The 15,153-nt window shown below is 49.8% G+C and carries 14 protein-coding genes and 2 pseudogenes; 9 read left to right on the forward strand and 7 right to left on the reverse strand.

Translation table 11 applies throughout. The features are described from left to right. Nucleotides 1–42: 42 nt before the first annotated feature. Nucleotides 43–306 (forward strand): GrxA family glutaredoxin, encoded by a 264-nt coding sequence (locus J4614_RS09860; RefSeq protein ID WP_000495513.1) that lies wholly within the window; start codon nt 43–45, stop codon nt 304–306. 31 nt (nt 307–337) lie between these two features. Here the strand turns inward: J4614_RS09860 and J4614_RS09865 are convergent, their stop codons facing one another. Continuing rightward, nucleotides 338–715: an inner membrane protein YbjM gene (locus tag J4614_RS09865; RefSeq protein WP_000680849.1), complete on the reverse strand. Its 378-nt coding sequence runs from the start codon at nt 713–715 to the stop codon at nt 338–340. A gap of 270 nt (nt 716–985) precedes the next feature. Here J4614_RS09865 and J4614_RS09870 point away from each other — a divergent pair, with 270 nt between their 5' ends. Then, entirely contained in the window at nt 986–2,671 is a 1,686-nt protein-coding gene (locus J4614_RS09870) for an aspartate:alanine antiporter (RefSeq protein ID WP_001024853.1), read from the forward strand. A gap of 116 nt (nt 2,672–2,787) precedes the next feature. Here J4614_RS09870 and J4614_RS09875 read toward each other — a convergent pair whose 3' ends face one another. Then, complete coding sequence (locus J4614_RS09875) at nt 2,788–3,408, reverse strand: TetR/AcrR family transcriptional regulator (protein ID WP_000661873.1); 621 nt, start codon at nt 3,406–3,408, stop codon at nt 2,788–2,790. A 167-nt stretch (nt 3,409–3,575) separates the two neighbouring features. On the opposite strand from J4614_RS09875, the gene J4614_RS09880 reads away from it, so the two are divergent. Together J4614_RS09880 and J4614_RS09885 are read left to right on the forward strand one after the other, a co-directional pair. Continuing rightward, complete coding sequence (locus tag J4614_RS09880) at nt 3,576–4,787, forward strand: MFS transporter (protein ID WP_000217430.1); 1,212 nt, start codon at nt 3,576–3,578, stop codon at nt 4,785–4,787. Further along, on the forward strand, nt 4,784–5,599 hold the full coding sequence (locus J4614_RS09885) for a Cof-type HAD-IIB family hydrolase (protein ID WP_000023542.1): 816 nt from the start codon (nt 4,784–4,786) through the stop codon (nt 5,597–5,599). Before J4614_RS09880 ends, J4614_RS09885 begins: the two co-directional genes overlap by 4 nt. Nucleotides 5,600–5,652: 53 nt before the next feature. On the opposite strand, the gene J4614_RS09890 is transcribed toward J4614_RS09885, so the two are convergent. Further along, nucleotides 5,653–6,885, reverse strand: coding sequence for an MFS transporter (locus J4614_RS09890; RefSeq protein ID WP_001181284.1), 1,233 nt, complete (start codon nt 6,883–6,885; stop codon nt 5,653–5,655). A gap of 312 nt (nt 6,886–7,197) precedes the next feature. Between J4614_RS09890 and ybjG the strand changes: the two genes are divergently transcribed. Both ybjG and deoR read left to right on the forward strand, forming a co-directional pair. Next, nucleotides 7,198–7,806: an undecaprenyl-diphosphate phosphatase gene (gene ybjG / locus J4614_RS09895; protein WP_001528832.1), complete on the forward strand. Its 609-nt coding sequence runs from the start codon at nt 7,198–7,200 to the stop codon at nt 7,804–7,806. A 71-nt stretch (nt 7,807–7,877) separates the two neighbouring features. Then, on the forward strand, nt 7,878–8,636 hold the full coding sequence (gene deoR / locus J4614_RS09900) for a DNA-binding transcriptional repressor DeoR (RefSeq protein WP_000450103.1): 759 nt from the start codon (nt 7,878–7,880) through the stop codon (nt 8,634–8,636). 44 nt (nt 8,637–8,680) lie between these two features. On the opposite strand, the gene dacC is transcribed toward deoR, so the two are convergent. Next, nucleotides 8,681–9,883, reverse strand: coding sequence for a serine-type D-Ala-D-Ala carboxypeptidase (gene dacC / locus J4614_RS09905; RefSeq protein WP_000195710.1), 1,203 nt, complete (start codon nt 9,881–9,883; stop codon nt 8,681–8,683). A gap of 243 nt (nt 9,884–10,126) precedes the next feature. Here dacC and J4614_RS09910 point away from each other — a divergent pair, with 243 nt between their 5' ends. Next, nucleotides 10,127–10,753 carry a glutathione S-transferase family protein gene (locus J4614_RS09910; RefSeq protein WP_000631902.1) on the forward strand — a complete coding sequence of 209 codons (627 nt, stop codon included), beginning with the start codon at nt 10,127–10,129 and terminating at the stop codon, nt 10,751–10,753. On the opposite strand, the pseudogene J4614_RS22110 reads toward J4614_RS09910, so the two are convergent. After that, a pseudogene (locus tag J4614_RS22110) lies at nt 10,750–11,261 on the reverse strand (PQQ-dependent sugar dehydrogenase); the annotation flags it as partial. The gene J4614_RS09910 and the pseudogene J4614_RS22110 overlap by 4 nt on opposite strands. Further along, nucleotides 11,238–11,441 (reverse strand): annotated as a pseudogene (locus J4614_RS22115) (IS1 family transposase); the annotation flags it as partial. The pseudogenes J4614_RS22115 and J4614_RS22110, both read right to left, overlap by 24 nt. 346 nt (nt 11,442–11,787) lie before the next feature. Between J4614_RS22115 and J4614_RS09925 the strand changes: the two are divergent. Together J4614_RS09925 and J4614_RS09930 are read left to right on the forward strand one after the other, a co-directional pair. Continuing rightward, complete coding sequence (locus J4614_RS09925; RefSeq protein ID WP_000287110.1) at nt 11,788–12,213, forward strand: GntP family permease; 426 nt, start codon at nt 11,788–11,790, stop codon at nt 12,211–12,213. Between the two features lie 264 nt (nt 12,214–12,477). Then, nucleotides 12,478–13,368, forward strand: a complete 891-nt coding sequence (locus J4614_RS09930; RefSeq protein ID WP_000545335.1) for a LysR family transcriptional regulator — start codon at nt 12,478–12,480, stop codon at nt 13,366–13,368. A 5-nt stretch (nt 13,369–13,373) separates the two neighbouring features. Here the strand turns inward: J4614_RS09930 and J4614_RS09935 are convergent, their stop codons facing one another. Next, a complete protein-coding gene (locus J4614_RS09935) occupies nt 13,374–15,059 on the reverse strand; it encodes an electron transfer flavoprotein-ubiquinone oxidoreductase (RefSeq protein WP_001000306.1) in 1,686 nt (561 codons plus the stop codon). Between the last annotated feature and the right edge of the window lie 94 nt (nt 15,060–15,153).

Below are 15,153 nucleotides of genomic sequence, written 5' to 3' on the forward strand. Positions count from 1 at the left end.
ATAACACCTGTTCGCCGTCTGGCTTTATGTTCGAGGAGAGATATGTTTACTGTTATTTTTGGCCGCCCAGGGTGCCCTTATTGCGTGCGTGCAAAAGAGTTGGCGGAAAAACTGAGCAAAGAACGCGACGATTTCAACTACCGCTATATTGATATCCATGCTGAAGGCATTACTAAAGCGGATTTGGAAAAAACCGTAGGTAAACCTGTAGAAACCGTACCGCAGATTTTTGTCGATCAAAAACATATCGGCGGCTGTACGGATTTTGAAGCATGGGCAAAAGAAAATCTGAATCTTTTCGCCTGATTGCTCTGGCAACGCCCTCTGCCGGAGGGCGCTATTGGCGTTTTTTTCGCCGGTGGCTAAACAGGCTGCTAATAAACAAATAACAGAGCGCGCCTAACGCACACCAGAATACGGCGCTAAATAACCACGCCAGTTCTTGCCAAAACGATCGGGTAGGCATAAATACCACGCGCATTAACACCAGGCAAAACGGCGCCGCCAGCATCGCCCCGATCAGCGGTCGGATCACCTCGCGTCGGTGAGAACAAAAACTGGCCACCGCACCAGGCAACGTAAAAAATAACAGTCCAATCTCAGGATGCCCTGCCGCGCGAAAAGCGCCTTGTACATGCATAGTTAATGAAAGACACACCACAATAAAGAGTACAAAGCAGCAGACAACGCTTGCCCACCCGTGTTTATGTTTCAATCGTTCCTCCTGACACTCTCTATCGAACACGCTTTCCGCCGTGAGGCATCCAGTCAGATAAAGTCATGTGGCATTCCATGCCAAAAACACACCTGCACGATTCTTATAGCCGTTAGTACGCAATAAGATTAAACTAGCAGGATATATTGTTGTGTTGTTTTTATTTGGATGCTGTATGCAATACGATTGCACCCTTAATTCATGATAAAAACAGTAGCGTAAATTACCATTTCTTTCAACAGCTTACTCGTAAACAAGAAGTTAGTCTCCGTGAATATAAACGTCGCAGATTTGTTAAATGGGAATTACATCCTGTTATTATTTGTGGTCCTGGCTCTTGGCCTGTGTCTTGGCAAGTTACGTCTGGGTTCAGTCCAACTTGGTAATTCCATTGGCGTTTTAGTGGTCTCTCTATTATTAGGGCAGCAACACTTCAGTATTAACACCGACGCGCTAAATCTGGGATTTATGCTGTTTATTTTTTGTGTCGGCGTCGAGGCTGGCCCCAACTTTTTTTCGATTTTTTTTCGCGACGGTAAAAATTATCTGATGCTTGCCCTGGTCATGGTCGGTAGCGCTCTGCTAATCGCCTTAGGCCTTGGTAAGCTATTCGGCTGGGATATCGGCCTGACGGCCGGTATGCTGGCCGGCTCAATGACATCCACGCCCGTGCTGGTTGGCGCAGGCGATACCCTGCGACATTCCGGCATCGCCAGCACCCAACTTTCCTCCGCTCTTGATAATCTGAGCCTGGGTTATGCCCTGACCTATCTGATTGGGCTAGTCAGTCTGATCGTGGGCGCGCGCTACTTGCCTAAACTACAGCATCAGGATTTGCAAACCAGCGCCCAGCAAATTGCTCGCGAGCGCGGTCTGGATACCGATGCTAATCGCAAAGTTTATTTGCCGGTTATCCGCGCCTATCGGGTTGGTCCGGAACTGGTGGCCTGGACTGACGGAAAAAACCTGCGCGAGCTGGGTATTTACCGCCAGACAGGTTGCTATATCGAACGTATTCGTCGTAACGGTATTCTGGCGAACCCGGATGGCGATGCGGTGCTGCAAATGGGCGATGAGATTGCGCTGGTCGGCTATCCGGACGCGCACGCCAGGCTCGATCCCAGCTTCCGTAATGGTAAGGAAGTGTTTGATCGCGATCTGCTTGATATGCGCATCGTAACGGAAGAAATTGTGGTGAAAAACCACAATGCGGTCGGTCGCCGCCTCGCTCAGCTCAAGCTGACCGATCATGGCTGCTTCCTTAACCGCGTCATCCGCAGCCAGATCGAAATGCCTATCGACGATAACGTCGTGCTGAATAAAGGCGACGTGCTACAGGTGAGCGGCGACGCCAGACGCGTAAAAACCATCGCCGATCGCATTGGTTTTATTTCGATCCATAGCCAGGTGACGGACCTGCTCGCCTTCTGCGCTTTTTTTATCATCGGGTTAATGATCGGGATGATTACCTTCCAGTTCAGCAATTTTAGTTTCGGCATCGGCAACGCGGCCGGATTGCTGTTCGCCGGGATCATGCTCGGTTTCCTGCGCGCTAACCACCCTACCTTTGGTTATATTCCGCAGGGCGCGCTTAACATGGTGAAAGAATTCGGCTTGATGGTATTTATGGCCGGCGTTGGTTTAAGCGCCGGCAGCGGTATCAGCAACGGTCTGGGCGCGGTCGGCGGACAAATGCTGATCGCCGGGCTTGTCGTCAGCCTGGTACCGGTGGTGATCTGCTTCTTGTTTGGCGCTTATGTGCTGCGCATGAACCGGGCGCTGCTGTTCGGCGCCATGATGGGCGCGCGTACCTGCGCCCCGGCGATGGAAATCATTAGCGATACGGCGCGCAGCAATATTCCAGCGCTGGGTTATGCGGGGACTTACGCCATCGCCAACGTTCTGCTAACGCTGGCGGGGACGCTTATTGTCATCATCTGGCCGGGGTTAGGATAAAACTGAAGTTTGCCTTTAAGTGAAAAAATTTTGCCAATAGGTCGAACTTTTCGTTAAAGCATCAGTCATACCTATTGCCACTGCTTTTCTTTGATGTCCCCATTTTGTGGAGCCCATCAACCCCGCCATTTCGGTTCAAGGTTGGTGGGTTTTTTGTTGCCCGACGCAGAGTGACACGACATTGACTCTCCGGCGATTCGCTTTACCATCTGTAAAATCGCTTCACGCGCCAGCGGCGTTCGATCCGTTACAAAATGCAGCGTCATCCCCTCGATAAACGCATCCAGTGCGCGGGCGGTCTGCGCGTCAAACCACTGCGCCAGCGTATTCTGGCTACGCTGCATCCAGTTTTGCATGACTATTTTTAACGCTGGCTTATCGCTGGCATAGGCATATAACTGATACATTAACGCCATATTATCCGGCGTCGTAACCTGCGAGCCGTAAATCATTTCCGTTATCGCCTGGCACGCCCCCTCCGCATCCGTCACCTGCGCAAAAAAATCCTGGTATTGACGCGACATGTTCTCGGTGAAAAGTGTAAAAGCTTCACTCAATAACGCATCCATACCGGCAAAATAGTAGGTCATCGAGCCAAGCGGCACCTGAGCGATAGCGGCGATTTTCCGGTGCGTCACGGCATGAACGCCATAGGTCTTTACCGCTTCCAGTGTGGCCTGAATTATTTTTTCCCGTCGCTTAGGATCATTGGCGCGTCTTACGGCATTTTCTTTCATGATGAGTTCCACATCTCATTCAGGATGCAGGCTATAGTAGCCTGCCGCTTACGCTGAAAAAATAGACAGTAAAAACTGTCTGCACAACGAAGTATGACGACGATATGTACAAATGTACACAAGCTTGCTAATGTTTACCTCTCGCTTCTATTTTCTGGCCTGACGCTATGACCGTCCTCTCCTCACGTAACGCCTTAAAACGCCGTACCTGGGCGCTGTTTATGTTCTTCTTTTTACCCGGACTGCTGATGGCCTCCTGGGCAACCCGAACGCCTGCTATTCGGGATATTCTTTCCGTCTCTACCGCGGAAATGGGGGCGGTCTTATTCGGGCTTTCTATCGGTTCAATGAGCGGTATTCTTTGTTCCGCCTGGCTGGTGAAACGATTTGGCACCCGAAAGGTTATTCGCACGACGATGACCTGCGCAGTAACCGGGATGGTTATTCTTAGCGTCGCGCTGTGGTGCGCCTCGCCACTGATTTTTGCCCTTGGATTAGCCGTTTTCGGCGCCAGTTTTGGCGCCGCCGAAGTGGCGATTAATGTCGAAGGCGCGGCGGTCGAACGCGAGCTGAATAAAACCGTTCTGCCGATGATGCATGGTTTCTACAGTTTCGGCACGCTGGCGGGCGCTGGTGTCGGCATGGCGTTAACCGCATTAAGCGTCCCGGCTAACATCCATATCATCCTCGCGGCTGCCGTGGCGATCGCGCCCATTTTTATCGCCATTCGGGCGATCCCTGACGGTACGGGTAAAAACGCATCGGAAGATGCTCACCTTCAGGAAAAAGGATTACCTTTTTATCGGGACATCCAGCTTTTGCTTATTGGCGTGGTGGTGCTGGCAATGGCATTCGCCGAAGGCTCTGCGAATGACTGGCTGCCGCTACTGATGGTAGACGGACACGGTTTTAGCCCAACCTCCGGCTCTCTGATCTACGCCGGTTTCACGCTAGGTATGACCGTTGGCCGCTTTACCGGCGGCTGGTTTATTGACCGCTATAGCCGGGTGACGGTTGTTCGCGCCAGCGCGTTGATGGGAGCGCTGGGCATTGGTCTGATTATTTTTGTCGATAGCGACTGGGTTGCCGGCGTCTCGGTCATTCTTTGGGGCTTAGGCGCTTCGCTCGGCTTCCCGCTGACCATTTCCGCCGCCAGCGATACCGGTCCCGACGCGCCGACGCGCGTGAGCGTTGTCGCCACGACCGGCTATCTGGCGTTTTTGGTCGGGCCGCCGCTGTTGGGCTATCTGGGAGAGCACTATGGATTACGCAGCGCCATGATGGTTGTGCTGGCGCTGGTTATTCTGGCGGCGCTGGTGGCGAAGGCCGTCGCCAAACCTGTATCGACTCCGCAACCGGTGATGGAGCATAACGCATGAGTATCAAATTAATCGCCGTCGACATGGACGGCACTTTTCTGAGCGATCAAAAAACCTATAACCGTGACCGGTTTATGGCGCAGTACCAACACATGAAGCGGCAAGGCATTCGCTTTGTCGTGGCCAGCGGCAACCAGTATTACCAGTTAATCTCCTTCTTTCCGGAAATTGCGCACGAAATCGCTTTTGTCGCGGAAAACGGCGGCTGGGTGGTCAGCGAAGGAGAGGATATTTTTAACGGCGAGCTGACAAAAGCCGACTTCCAGACGGTTGTCGAACACCTGCTCACACGCGCCGATGTGGAGATTATCGCCTGTGGAAAAAACAGCGCCTACACGCTGAAACGGTATAACGATGCGTTAAAAGCCGTTGCGGCAATGTATTATCATCGTCTGGAGTTTGTGGATAATTTTAATAATATCAACGATGTCTTTTTCAAATTCGGCCTTAATATTACCGATGAACGGATACCGGAAGTACAGGCGGCGCTGCACGACGCCATTGGCGATATCATGGTCCCTGTTCATACCGGCTATGGCAGTATTGATTTAATAATTCCCGGCGTGCATAAAGCCAACGGCCTGCGTCTGTTACAGCAGCGCTGGGGCATTCATGATAGTGAAGTGGTGGTCTTCGGCGACGGCGGCAACGATATTGAGATGCTGCGTCAGGCCGGGTTTAGTTTTGCCATGTCGCACGCCAGCGAAGCGGTCGCGGCGGCGGCGAAATACCGCGCCGGATCGAACAACCAGGAAGGCGTGCTGGATATTATCGACAGCGTATTAAACAACGAGCCGCCGTTCAACGTCTAGCGGATACCTCTCTATGCCTGATAACAGAAAGCTTATCAGGCGTAGCCGCTCTCTCAGACTGTTTGCAAATTCCCCGTCCGCTTATCTTTTAAGAAGACCAGCATCAGCAGTAGCCAAAGAATACCGTTTGCCAGATTAAACAGGCTAAATAGCCCATTGCCGCCGCTTAACCAGGCGTGTTTACTTACTTCAATGCCAACGGTAAAAATCAGCATTTGTAGCATTCCCATCGCCGCCGAGACCGTTCCTTTACTCATATCGCTGGAGAAGAGCGTCAGACGCACCAGTCCGGCATTCGCCAGCCCAATGCCAAAAGCGTATACGCTTAATCCCGCCGTCATCCATAAATAAGCATGGGATGAAACCACCGTCGCCGCCGCGGCGATGATCAGCCCCGCGACGATAGGCCAGCCGCCCATCACGATCAGCGAGCGAACCGTACGTCGGGAGGTTAAACGCGCCAACACCAGATTACCGGCAATGAGCGCGCCAAAAACGGGCACCTGTAGCAGACCATATTCATAGCTGCTGAGCTGTTCGCCGCTAATGATGATAATCGGCGACTGCGCAATCCAGGCCAACAGCGGCAGGCTGACAAATCCCAGCGCTAACGCCCCTGCGACGAACCGCCGGTTTTTTATCACCAGCCGATAATCCCGGCCCAGCGCCTTAAATGACAACGTTTCGCCCCGCCGCGTGGCGGTCTCCGGCATTGCGCGCTGTAGCCCGAAAAAGGCGATAGCGGCCAGTGCGGCAAATAAAATAAACATCCCCTCCCACGGCAGAACATGCACCCATGCCGCCCCAACCAGTGGTCCCAGTAGCGGCGCGATTAACGCCACGTTCGCCATCAGCGCGGTAATTTTTATACACACCGCCTCCTCAAAGGATTCCTGAATCGCGGCATACCCTACAGCGCCGATAAAACACAGGCTAATCCCTTGCAAAAAACGCAGGAAGGTAAATTGTTCGATGTTTTTCGCCAGTAACGTCGCCAGGCAGGTGACAATAAACCACACGACGCCCGCCAGCATCACGGGACGACGGCCAATCCGGTCAGACAACGGACCAAGCAGCCACTGTAAGAACATACCGCCCGCCAGATAAGCGGTCATGGACGTCGGAACCCAGTCCAGGCCCGCCTGATACTGCTCAACCACCGCCAGCATACCCGGCTGGATCATGTCGTTGCCAATATAAGTAGAAAATTCGTACAGCACCAGACAGAGAGGAAAAAGCAACGCCTGACGTCCCAGCCTGCCGCCTGATTGTAAACGATTCTGCATACCATCTCTTCGCCAATAAAAACCGCGCAGAGTGTAATGAAAGTCGGGGAACTGAGATAGCGAATTATGAGGCTGCAAGGGAAATAGCGCACATTTTTACAGAAAGCCACTTAGCGCTTGCGTACTTTAAGGTTAATTTAAGTTTGCGCCGTTATCATCGACATTATTTTATGCCATTGTCTTAAATCTCTTCATGTTGCCGCCAAATAAGACAATACTGCTTTTCCTCCCTGTTACGCTGCATTTATGCTCAGTTTGCACGGGGATGAGCTGGCTATCCCTTTTGATTTCATTGCTCCGAGCCTGGATGTTATGCTGGAAAACCTTAACAACTCGCTGTTTTATTTTATTAACGCCACGCCTGATTCCGCGCAGTGGACAATTTCGCTCGCTATCTTTATCGCCAAAGATCTTATCAACATCGTCCCGCTCTTAGCCGTTGTACTCTGGCTGTGGGGTCCCCGCGATCGGGTCTGCGCCCAGCGTCAGCTGATCGTTAAAATTGGCATCGCGCTGATTATCAGTCTGGCGGTCTCCTGGACAATGGGACACCTTTTCCCGCACGACCGTCCATTTGTCGATCATATCGGCTATAACTTCCTGCATCATGCCGCCGATGACTCGTTCCCCAGCGATCACGGTACGGTGATTTTTACCTTTGCGCTGGCGTTTTTGTTCTGGCACCGCCTCTGGTCAGGCATCGTGATGATGGCGATAGCCATTACCATCGCCTGGTCGCGCGTCTATCTCGGCGTACACTGGCCGTTAGATATGATTGGCGCGCTGCTGGTAGCGATGCTTGGCTGCCTGAGCGCACAGCTGATCTGGCAATGGTACGGCGCGCCGCTCTACCAGGCGCTGCAACGTTGTTACCGTTTCTGTTTCGCGTTGCCCATTCGAAAAGGCTGGGTACGTGACTAAACAGCGAAAAAAAGAGTAATATTAAGCGCTCTGTATGGTGCGGAGCGCTTATTTAACTCTCCAGGGGAACTATGGAAACGCGACGCGACGAGCGTATTGGTCAATTGCTGCAGGCCTTAAAACGCAGCGATAAACTTCACCTTAAAGAAGCCGCGACCCTGTTGGGCGTCTCTGAAATGACCATTCGTCGCGACCTGAACCATAAAAGCGCGCCTGTCGTGTTGCTGGGCGGCTATATCGTACTGGAGCCCCGCAGCGCCAGTCATTATCTGTTAAGCGATCAAAAATCTCGTCTGGTGGAAGAAAAACGCCGAGCCGCTCAGTTGGCTGCAGGCCTGGTACAAGCGCATCAGACGGTATTTATTGACTGTGGCACCACCACGCCGTGGATCATTGAAGCCATTGATAATGACCTTCCCTTTACGGCGGTGTGCTATTCACTTAATACCTTCCTGGCGCTGCAGGACAAACCCCATTGCCGCGCTATCCTCAGCGGCGGGGAGTTTCACGCCAGCAACGCCATTTTCAAACCGCTTGATTTCCATGAAACCTTAAACAATATTTGTCCGGATATCGCGTTTTATTCCGCCGCCGGCGTTCATACCAGTAAAGGCGCTACCTGCTTTAATCTGGAAGAGCTGCCGGTAAAACATTGGGCCATGACGATGGCACAGTGCCATGTACTGGTGGTGGATCACAGTAAATTCGGCAAGGTACGTCCGGCGCGGATGGGGGAATTATCACGCTTTGATACGATTATCAGCGACCGCCGTCCCGATGAGGCCTTTGTGGCCTACGCTAAAGCGCAACAAATTACTCTGATGTATTAACCGCCCGTTGCCGGATGCGACGCGCACCCGGCAACGGGGTTATTTTACGAGAACCAACTGCCAAACCACTGATGGAGTTTCATCAGCACAAAATCCCACATCCGGCTGAAAAATCCCCCCTCCTCGACGTTTTCCATCACCATTAACGGGCGTTGCTCAATGGATTTTCCGTTAAGCTGGAAATCGATGGTGCCGACAACCTGCCCTTTCTTCAACGGCGCCGTGAGCTGTGGTTCGTTCAACGTAAAGCTGGCCTTCAGGTTTTTAAGCTGCCCACGCGGAATCGTCACAGACCCCGCATCGCCCGCCCCCAAATTGACCTCAGGCTTATCGCCAAACCAGACCCGTTGCGTCACGAATGTCGCGTCAGGTTTAATCGGCGTGACCGTTTCAAAGAAGCGGAAACCCCAGGTCAACAGTTTTTCTGACTCATTAAAACGAATACGGTCCGTTTTCGCCCCCAGCACGACAGAGATCAGACGCATATCGCCCTGAGTGGCGGAGGCGACAAGGTTATACCCAGCGCCAGCCGTTGTCCCCGTTTTCATGCCGTCGACATGCAGATTGGTGCTCCACAACAGGCGGTTGCGGTTCGGTTGACGAATATTATTAAAAGTAAATTCTTTCTCTTTATGAATGGCGTATTCGTCAGGCACATCGTGAATCAAGGCCTTGCCGAGCAACGCCATATCGCGAGCGGTACTGAACTGCCCTGGCGCATCAAGACCGTGTACCGTCTGGAAGGTTGTATTCGTTAATCCCAGTCGTTTCGCATAGGCATTCATCAGGCCGATAAAGGACTCCTGGCTTCCGGCGACGTAGTCGGCAAGCGCGATACAGGCATCATTACCTGACTGAATGATGATGCCTTTATTAAGATCCGCAACAGACACCTGATCGCCTGGCTTCAGAAACATCACCGACGACCCACGTAGCGCCGGGTTCCCCGTCGCCCAGGCATCTTTGCCCACCGTTACCATATCGGTCAGCTTGATTTTCCCTGCCTTCAGCGCCTGGCCCACTACGTAGCTGGTCATAATTTTTGTCAAACTGGCAGGGTCAAGTTTCTCATCGGCATTACCTTCCGCCAGTACTTTACCGCTGGCGTAATCCATTAAGATCCAGGCTCGCGCATCAACGCCCGGCGGCGCGATCGTTTGTTCCTCTGCCTTTACAGGCGAAGCGAAAAGGAATAAGAGAACCGAACCTGCCGCGAGGCTACGAAGGGAAGAAGCGTATTGCGTCATAGTACCACCCGAGTATCCATTCCAAAAACACACGTCACACCACCGTGTAATAAGTGCGGTGAGTAATAACGCACTCACGACGTTAAAGAAACCGTAACTTGGTAAAGTTTTTAAAGTTTATGCAATAACATCCCGTTACGCTTCCTTCATAACGATTTTTTTACAGACCATTGTGTAAATGTTAGGTTTATCTCACGGTAGGCCGATTACTGTCATCATCCTGATAAAACAGAAGGGGTTAATATGATTACGCTGTGGGGCCGGAACAACTCGACTAATGTTAAAAAAGTGTTGTGGACGCTTGAAGAGCTGGAACTGCCATACGATCAAATTCTGGCAGGCGGAAAATTCGGCGTTAACCAGGATGCCGACTATCTGGCGATGAATCCCAATGGACTGGTGCCGCTGCTTAAAGATGATGAAACCGACCTGTTATTGTGGGAATCCAATGCCATTGTCCGCTATCTGGCGGCGCAATACGGCCAGAACCGGCTATGGGTTGATAATCCGGCGCGGCGTGCGGAGGGCGAAAAATGGATGGACTGGGCGAATCAAACGTTAAGCCCGGCGCACCGTGTGATCCTGATGGGACTGGTCAGAACCCCGCCGGAAAAACGCGACCAGGCGGCAATTGAAGCTGGTATCGAAAAGTGTGATGGCCTGTTTGCGCTTCTTGATGATGCTCTGGCCCACCAGCCGTGGTTCTCCGGGGATAACTTTGGCACCGGTGATATCGCTATTGCGCCTTTCGTCTATAACCTGCTGAACGTGGGTCTGAAATGGACGCCGCGCCCGAATCTGGAACGCTGGTATCAACAGCTTACCGAGCGCCCTGCTTTTCGCAAAGTGGTGATGATCCCAGTCACCTAACGCGTAGCCGCGGCCTCAAGTGAAGGACTTACCTTGAGTAACTGCCCGTCGGACTCATCGGTTAACACATATAAGTAGCCGTCAGGTCCGACACGCACATCGTAGATACGTTGCTTTCTGTCACACAAAATACAGTCTTCTTCCGTCACCGTATTGCCATTAACGCGCATCACAATAACCTCTTTATCTTTTAGCGCGCCGATAAACAGTTTATGCCGTCACGGCACAAAAACGTCGCTGATATAAAGGCCATCCCGCTAATTGCCGGAGAATCTTTCCAGTAATAAACCGGCTGCTCCGCCCCCGCGACAATTTTACCTTTGGCTTCCGACACTTTCAGACCGCTATAGTTAGCGCCCCATGTGGCCAGCGGCCAGCCATAATTTTTGCCTTTTTTCGGTATGTTAATTTCATCGCCACCGCGCAGACCGTGTTCATGCAGCCATAGCGCGCCGCTCCAGGGATTGACTGCCAGTCCCTGCGGATTACGAATACCGGCATTGTACATGGCAAGATCAACAACCTGCTCTTTCATGCCGGGCTGACAGGCGCGGTATTCATAGTCGACCTGAAAGCTGCGGCAACATGCCTGACAGCGGTAATGCTGGTGCCCTGCACTCCCCGGACCATACTTTTTAACGGATGCCGTTTGCGCGCAAAACGGGCATTTCACATCGACTTTAACCATCATAAATCCTGCGATAAAAGTCGGTATTCGAAACGATAATCACCGATTGAATACATGATCGTTTTCTGGGGATTTCACTGCATGTCATGATGGTTTACTCCTGCGATGAATAAGAGAACGGCGTTTAACCGTAAAATCAACATGCAGCGGGTCGAGAATAAAGATTATTAACGGAGTGATACCGACTTGAATCCGCCGAGTACTTTTTAGAGTATGTTCCATTCTTCGCGCCGGAATCCCTGAGTAATAGCCTGTCTGATCTAAAATGGAGATCAGAAAAATATGACACAAGCTGTTGCATAACATGGATAAAATGGGTAGTCATGCAAGCGAGATAAGACAATGAATGTATTCATTACTGATGCTGGTCGCTTATCGTGGTTACAGTGTGATCCTTTTTGCTCCGCTGGTAGCACTTGGCGCAGTTCTGTTCACCCGTCCAGTGACGGTCGCCCCGGTTTTCAGTGATATATTTATGGATAAGTTGATCGGTTTTGTAAAACTTTATTTTCCTGTCTTTCTGCTGGGTGCAGTATTTGGCAAGCTGATTGAATTTGCTGGTTTTTACTACTCAATTGTCAGTGCTGTGACCTGTATGGTGGGCCAGAACAAAGCCATGCCGATGATTATTCTTGTATGCGCTTTATTGACCTATGGAGGCGTATCATTGTTTGTGGTGGCGTTTGCCAATCTGTTCTTTACTTGGCTGATTCCACATATTTACGGTGATCAGTTTATGATAAATCTGCCGGGGCTGAAAAAACCGCTGTAAACGGGTTAACCTGATGACCACGGGGAGCAGGTATTAGCATCTACGTTACAACGGTTCCGACAATATGTCTGACCTGACCCCCTGTCAGCGGTCACCAGCGTCCTACCAGATCCGCCCCGGATCATGGTAGGGCGGTGACACCGTCAGCCTACATTTTGTAGTTATCTCGACGTGACAGGAATTCGGATAGGCCGAAATACTCAGTCTGACTGAGTCTATAAAAAAGCAGCACACTGTATTATACGTTAATTATGAGCCACAACGATGCACTTTGATATAAAAGATTTAAAATTATTCCTTGCTATCAGTGAAGAAGGGAGCTTAACACGTGGAGCGGAAAAAACTTACATGTCTGCCGCATCTGGTAGCGTGCGTATACGTAATCTTGAACAGAGTATCAATCTGAGATTGCTGTATCGTAGTAGCAAGGGGATAACGTTATCCTCTGCTGGTGAAACATTTAAACACCACGCCAGCCTTATTGTGAATCAGATGGAAATGTTACGTAGCGATATGCAGGAGCATGTTAAAGGCATCAAAGGACATGTCAGAATATTTTCCAGTATAACTGCTATTGCAGAGTATCTCCCCCCATTGTTGAGCCATTTCCTTACACTATATAACGATGTGAATATTGATCTCAGGGAGTATCCAAGTCCGGAAATTGTACGTTCTGTTATTGAGGGGAAAACTGATCTCGGAATTGTTGCTGGTAATATTACAACAGATAATCTTGAAATACTGCCGTTCCGTACTGATAGGCTAGTGCTTATCACCGCGACAGACCATCCCTTTGCTGACAGAAAAAGCGTGACCTTTCATGAATTAATTCAATATGAACAAATCAGCCTGCCTGAAGGGACAGGAATGTTTGAATTTATCCGAAAAAAGGCAGAACTAGTACCATCTAAACTGAAAATTAGAATACAGGTCGGCAACTTTGAAACATTTTGCCGTATGGTTGAAGCAAAAGTGGGCATTGGTATAATGCCTCACTCTGCTGCATCCCGTTTGCGTCAGTTGCATGAATTTTCGATTATTGATCTTGATGAATTTTGGTCATTAAGAAAATTACAAATCTGCGCCAGAAGCTTTGACAAATTACCCGGCTTCACACAAAAACTGGTTACTATGCTCACAGCTCAGACTGAGTGATAGCGTTACATCCCTGTATAATTTGGTCCGTTGCCACCTTCAGGCGTAGTCCAGGTTATATTTTGTTTAGGATCTTTAATGTCACAAACTTTACAGTGAATACAGTTCTGTGAATTTATTTGCAGACGCATGTTTTGTGTTTCACTATCCTGTAAAAATTCATATACTCCGGCAGGGCAATATCGTTCTTCGGGGCCACCATAAATATCCAGATTAATGGATATAGGGATATTCTGATCACTGATTTTCAAATGTACTGGCTGGTCGTCATCATGCCAGGTGTTACTGAGATAGACGGATGACAAAATATCAAACGTCAGTTTACCGTCAGGTTTGTCGTACAGTTTTTTCTGGCTTTTGTTGGCCGGTTGCAGAGTGATATTGTCCGGTCGGTTATTTTTTACACGCCAGGGGATTTTTTTTATACCCATTCGGGGAAGCAGCCAATGCTCAATGCCAGTCATGATAAAACCTATCACACGCCCTTTTTTAAACCAGGGTTTGAAATTACTACCATTTTCCAGTTCCTGCCAAAGCCAGCTCTGTCGCAGTAATGTTTGATATTCTGTCAGTATGTCGTTTTTCCTGTTGTCCAGCAAAGCATTAAATATAGCGTCAGCCGCTATCATGCCACTTTTGATAGCTGTATGGATGCCCTTGATTCTACTTGCATTGAGCGTACCGGCATTACAACCAATCAGCAGACCACCAGGTAAACAGGGATCAGGCATAGACGCAATCCCGCCGTTATTGATTGCTCTTGCGCCATAACCAATACGCTTACCCCGGTCAATGTATTTGCGTATAGAAGGGTGTGTTTTCAGGCGCTGCATTTCCTGAAAAGGGCTTAACCAGGGATTTGAATAATCAAGTCCCACAACCAAACCTAGTGCAATTTTATTATCATTAAGATGATAGAGAAACCCACCCCCAAACGACTCTTTATCCAGAGGCCAACCTGTGGTGTGAATTACAAGCCCCGGGTGGGACTGGTCTGATGGAACCTCCCACAACTCTTTTATGCCTATGCTAAAACTCTGGGGTGCTTTGCCTGTATCAAGATGAAATTTTTTGATCAGTTCTTTAGCCAGACTACCGCGGGCCCCTTCGGCAAAAATTGTATATTTTGCCAGAATTTCTATTCCACTCTGGAACCCCTCTTTCTTGCTGCCATCCCGATGACGTCCCATATCACCAGTTACTACACCGATAATGTTAGTATCCTGATCATACAGTATCTCAGTTGCCGAAAAGCCTGCATAAATATCCACGCCTGACGTTTCTGCCTGACCGGCGAGCCATTTAATGAGATTACCGAGGCTTACGATAAAGTTTCCATGGTTGCGAAAATTATCAGGAATCAATGCATCCGGCAAATTAATACATTTTTCATTCGTCAGTAACAGTAATTTATCCTGAGTAACAGGCTGTTTAATGGGTGCGCCTCTTTCCTGCCAATCAGGAATTAGTTCATTCAGCGCTCGGGGATCCATGACTGCCCCACTGAGAATATGAGAACCAGGCTCAGCTCCTTTATCAAGGACGATAATGGACAGTTCTTTTCCTGCGTCATTTGCCTGTAATTTAAGTTTAAGAGCTGCAGATAATCCGGCGGGTCCTGCTCCCACAATAAGAACATCACATTCTATTGTCTCACGTGATTGCTGGGTATTAGAAAGTGTATCGTTCATTATTAACTCCTTAATTTTTCAGCACCGTAGGAACAGCTATATTATGTAAATAAAATTGCATTCATATTGTAACCAATGAAATAAATATCATAGT

It is taken from the genome of Salmonella sp. 32031103-2018-00083-FB-01-SM-01, from assembly GCF_017571995.1.
Taxonomy (GTDB): Bacteria; Pseudomonadota; Gammaproteobacteria; order Enterobacterales; family Enterobacteriaceae; genus Salmonella; species Salmonella enterica.

What these genes read in the sequence shown, in the direction of transcription:
- J4614_RS09860 (WP_000495513.1), top strand. Translation starts at nt 43, where the DNA reads ATGTTTACTGTTATTTTTGGCCGCCCAGGGTGCCCTTATTGCGTGCGT.
- J4614_RS09875 (WP_000661873.1), bottom strand. Translation starts at nt 3,408, where the DNA reads ATGAAAGAAAATGCCGTAAGACGCGCCAATGATCCTAAGCGACGGGAA.
- J4614_RS09880 (WP_000217430.1), top strand. Translation starts at nt 3,576, where the DNA reads ATGACCGTCCTCTCCTCACGTAACGCCTTAAAACGCCGTACCTGGGCG.
- J4614_RS09885 (WP_000023542.1), top strand. Translation starts at nt 4,784, where the DNA reads ATGAGTATCAAATTAATCGCCGTCGACATGGACGGCACTTTTCTGAGC.
- J4614_RS09890 (WP_001181284.1), bottom strand. Translation starts at nt 6,885, where the DNA reads ATGCAGAATCGTTTACAATCAGGCGGCAGGCTGGGACGTCAGGCGTTG.
- ybjG (WP_001528832.1), top strand. Translation starts at nt 7,198, where the DNA reads ATGCTGGAAAACCTTAACAACTCGCTGTTTTATTTTATTAACGCCACG.
- deoR (WP_000450103.1), top strand. Translation starts at nt 7,878, where the DNA reads ATGGAAACGCGACGCGACGAGCGTATTGGTCAATTGCTGCAGGCCTTA.
- dacC (WP_000195710.1), bottom strand. Translation starts at nt 9,883, where the DNA reads ATGACGCAATACGCTTCTTCCCTTCGTAGCCTCGCGGCAGGTTCGGTT.
- J4614_RS09910 (WP_000631902.1), top strand. Translation starts at nt 10,127, where the DNA reads ATGATTACGCTGTGGGGCCGGAACAACTCGACTAATGTTAAAAAAGTG.
- J4614_RS09925 (WP_000287110.1), top strand. Translation starts at nt 11,788, where the DNA reads ATGTATTCATTACTGATGCTGGTCGCTTATCGTGGTTACAGTGTGATC.
- J4614_RS09930 (WP_000545335.1), top strand. Translation starts at nt 12,478, where the DNA reads ATGCACTTTGATATAAAAGATTTAAAATTATTCCTTGCTATCAGTGAA.
- J4614_RS09935 (WP_001000306.1), bottom strand. Translation starts at nt 15,059, where the DNA reads ATGAACGATACACTTTCTAATACCCAGCAATCACGTGAGACAATAGAA.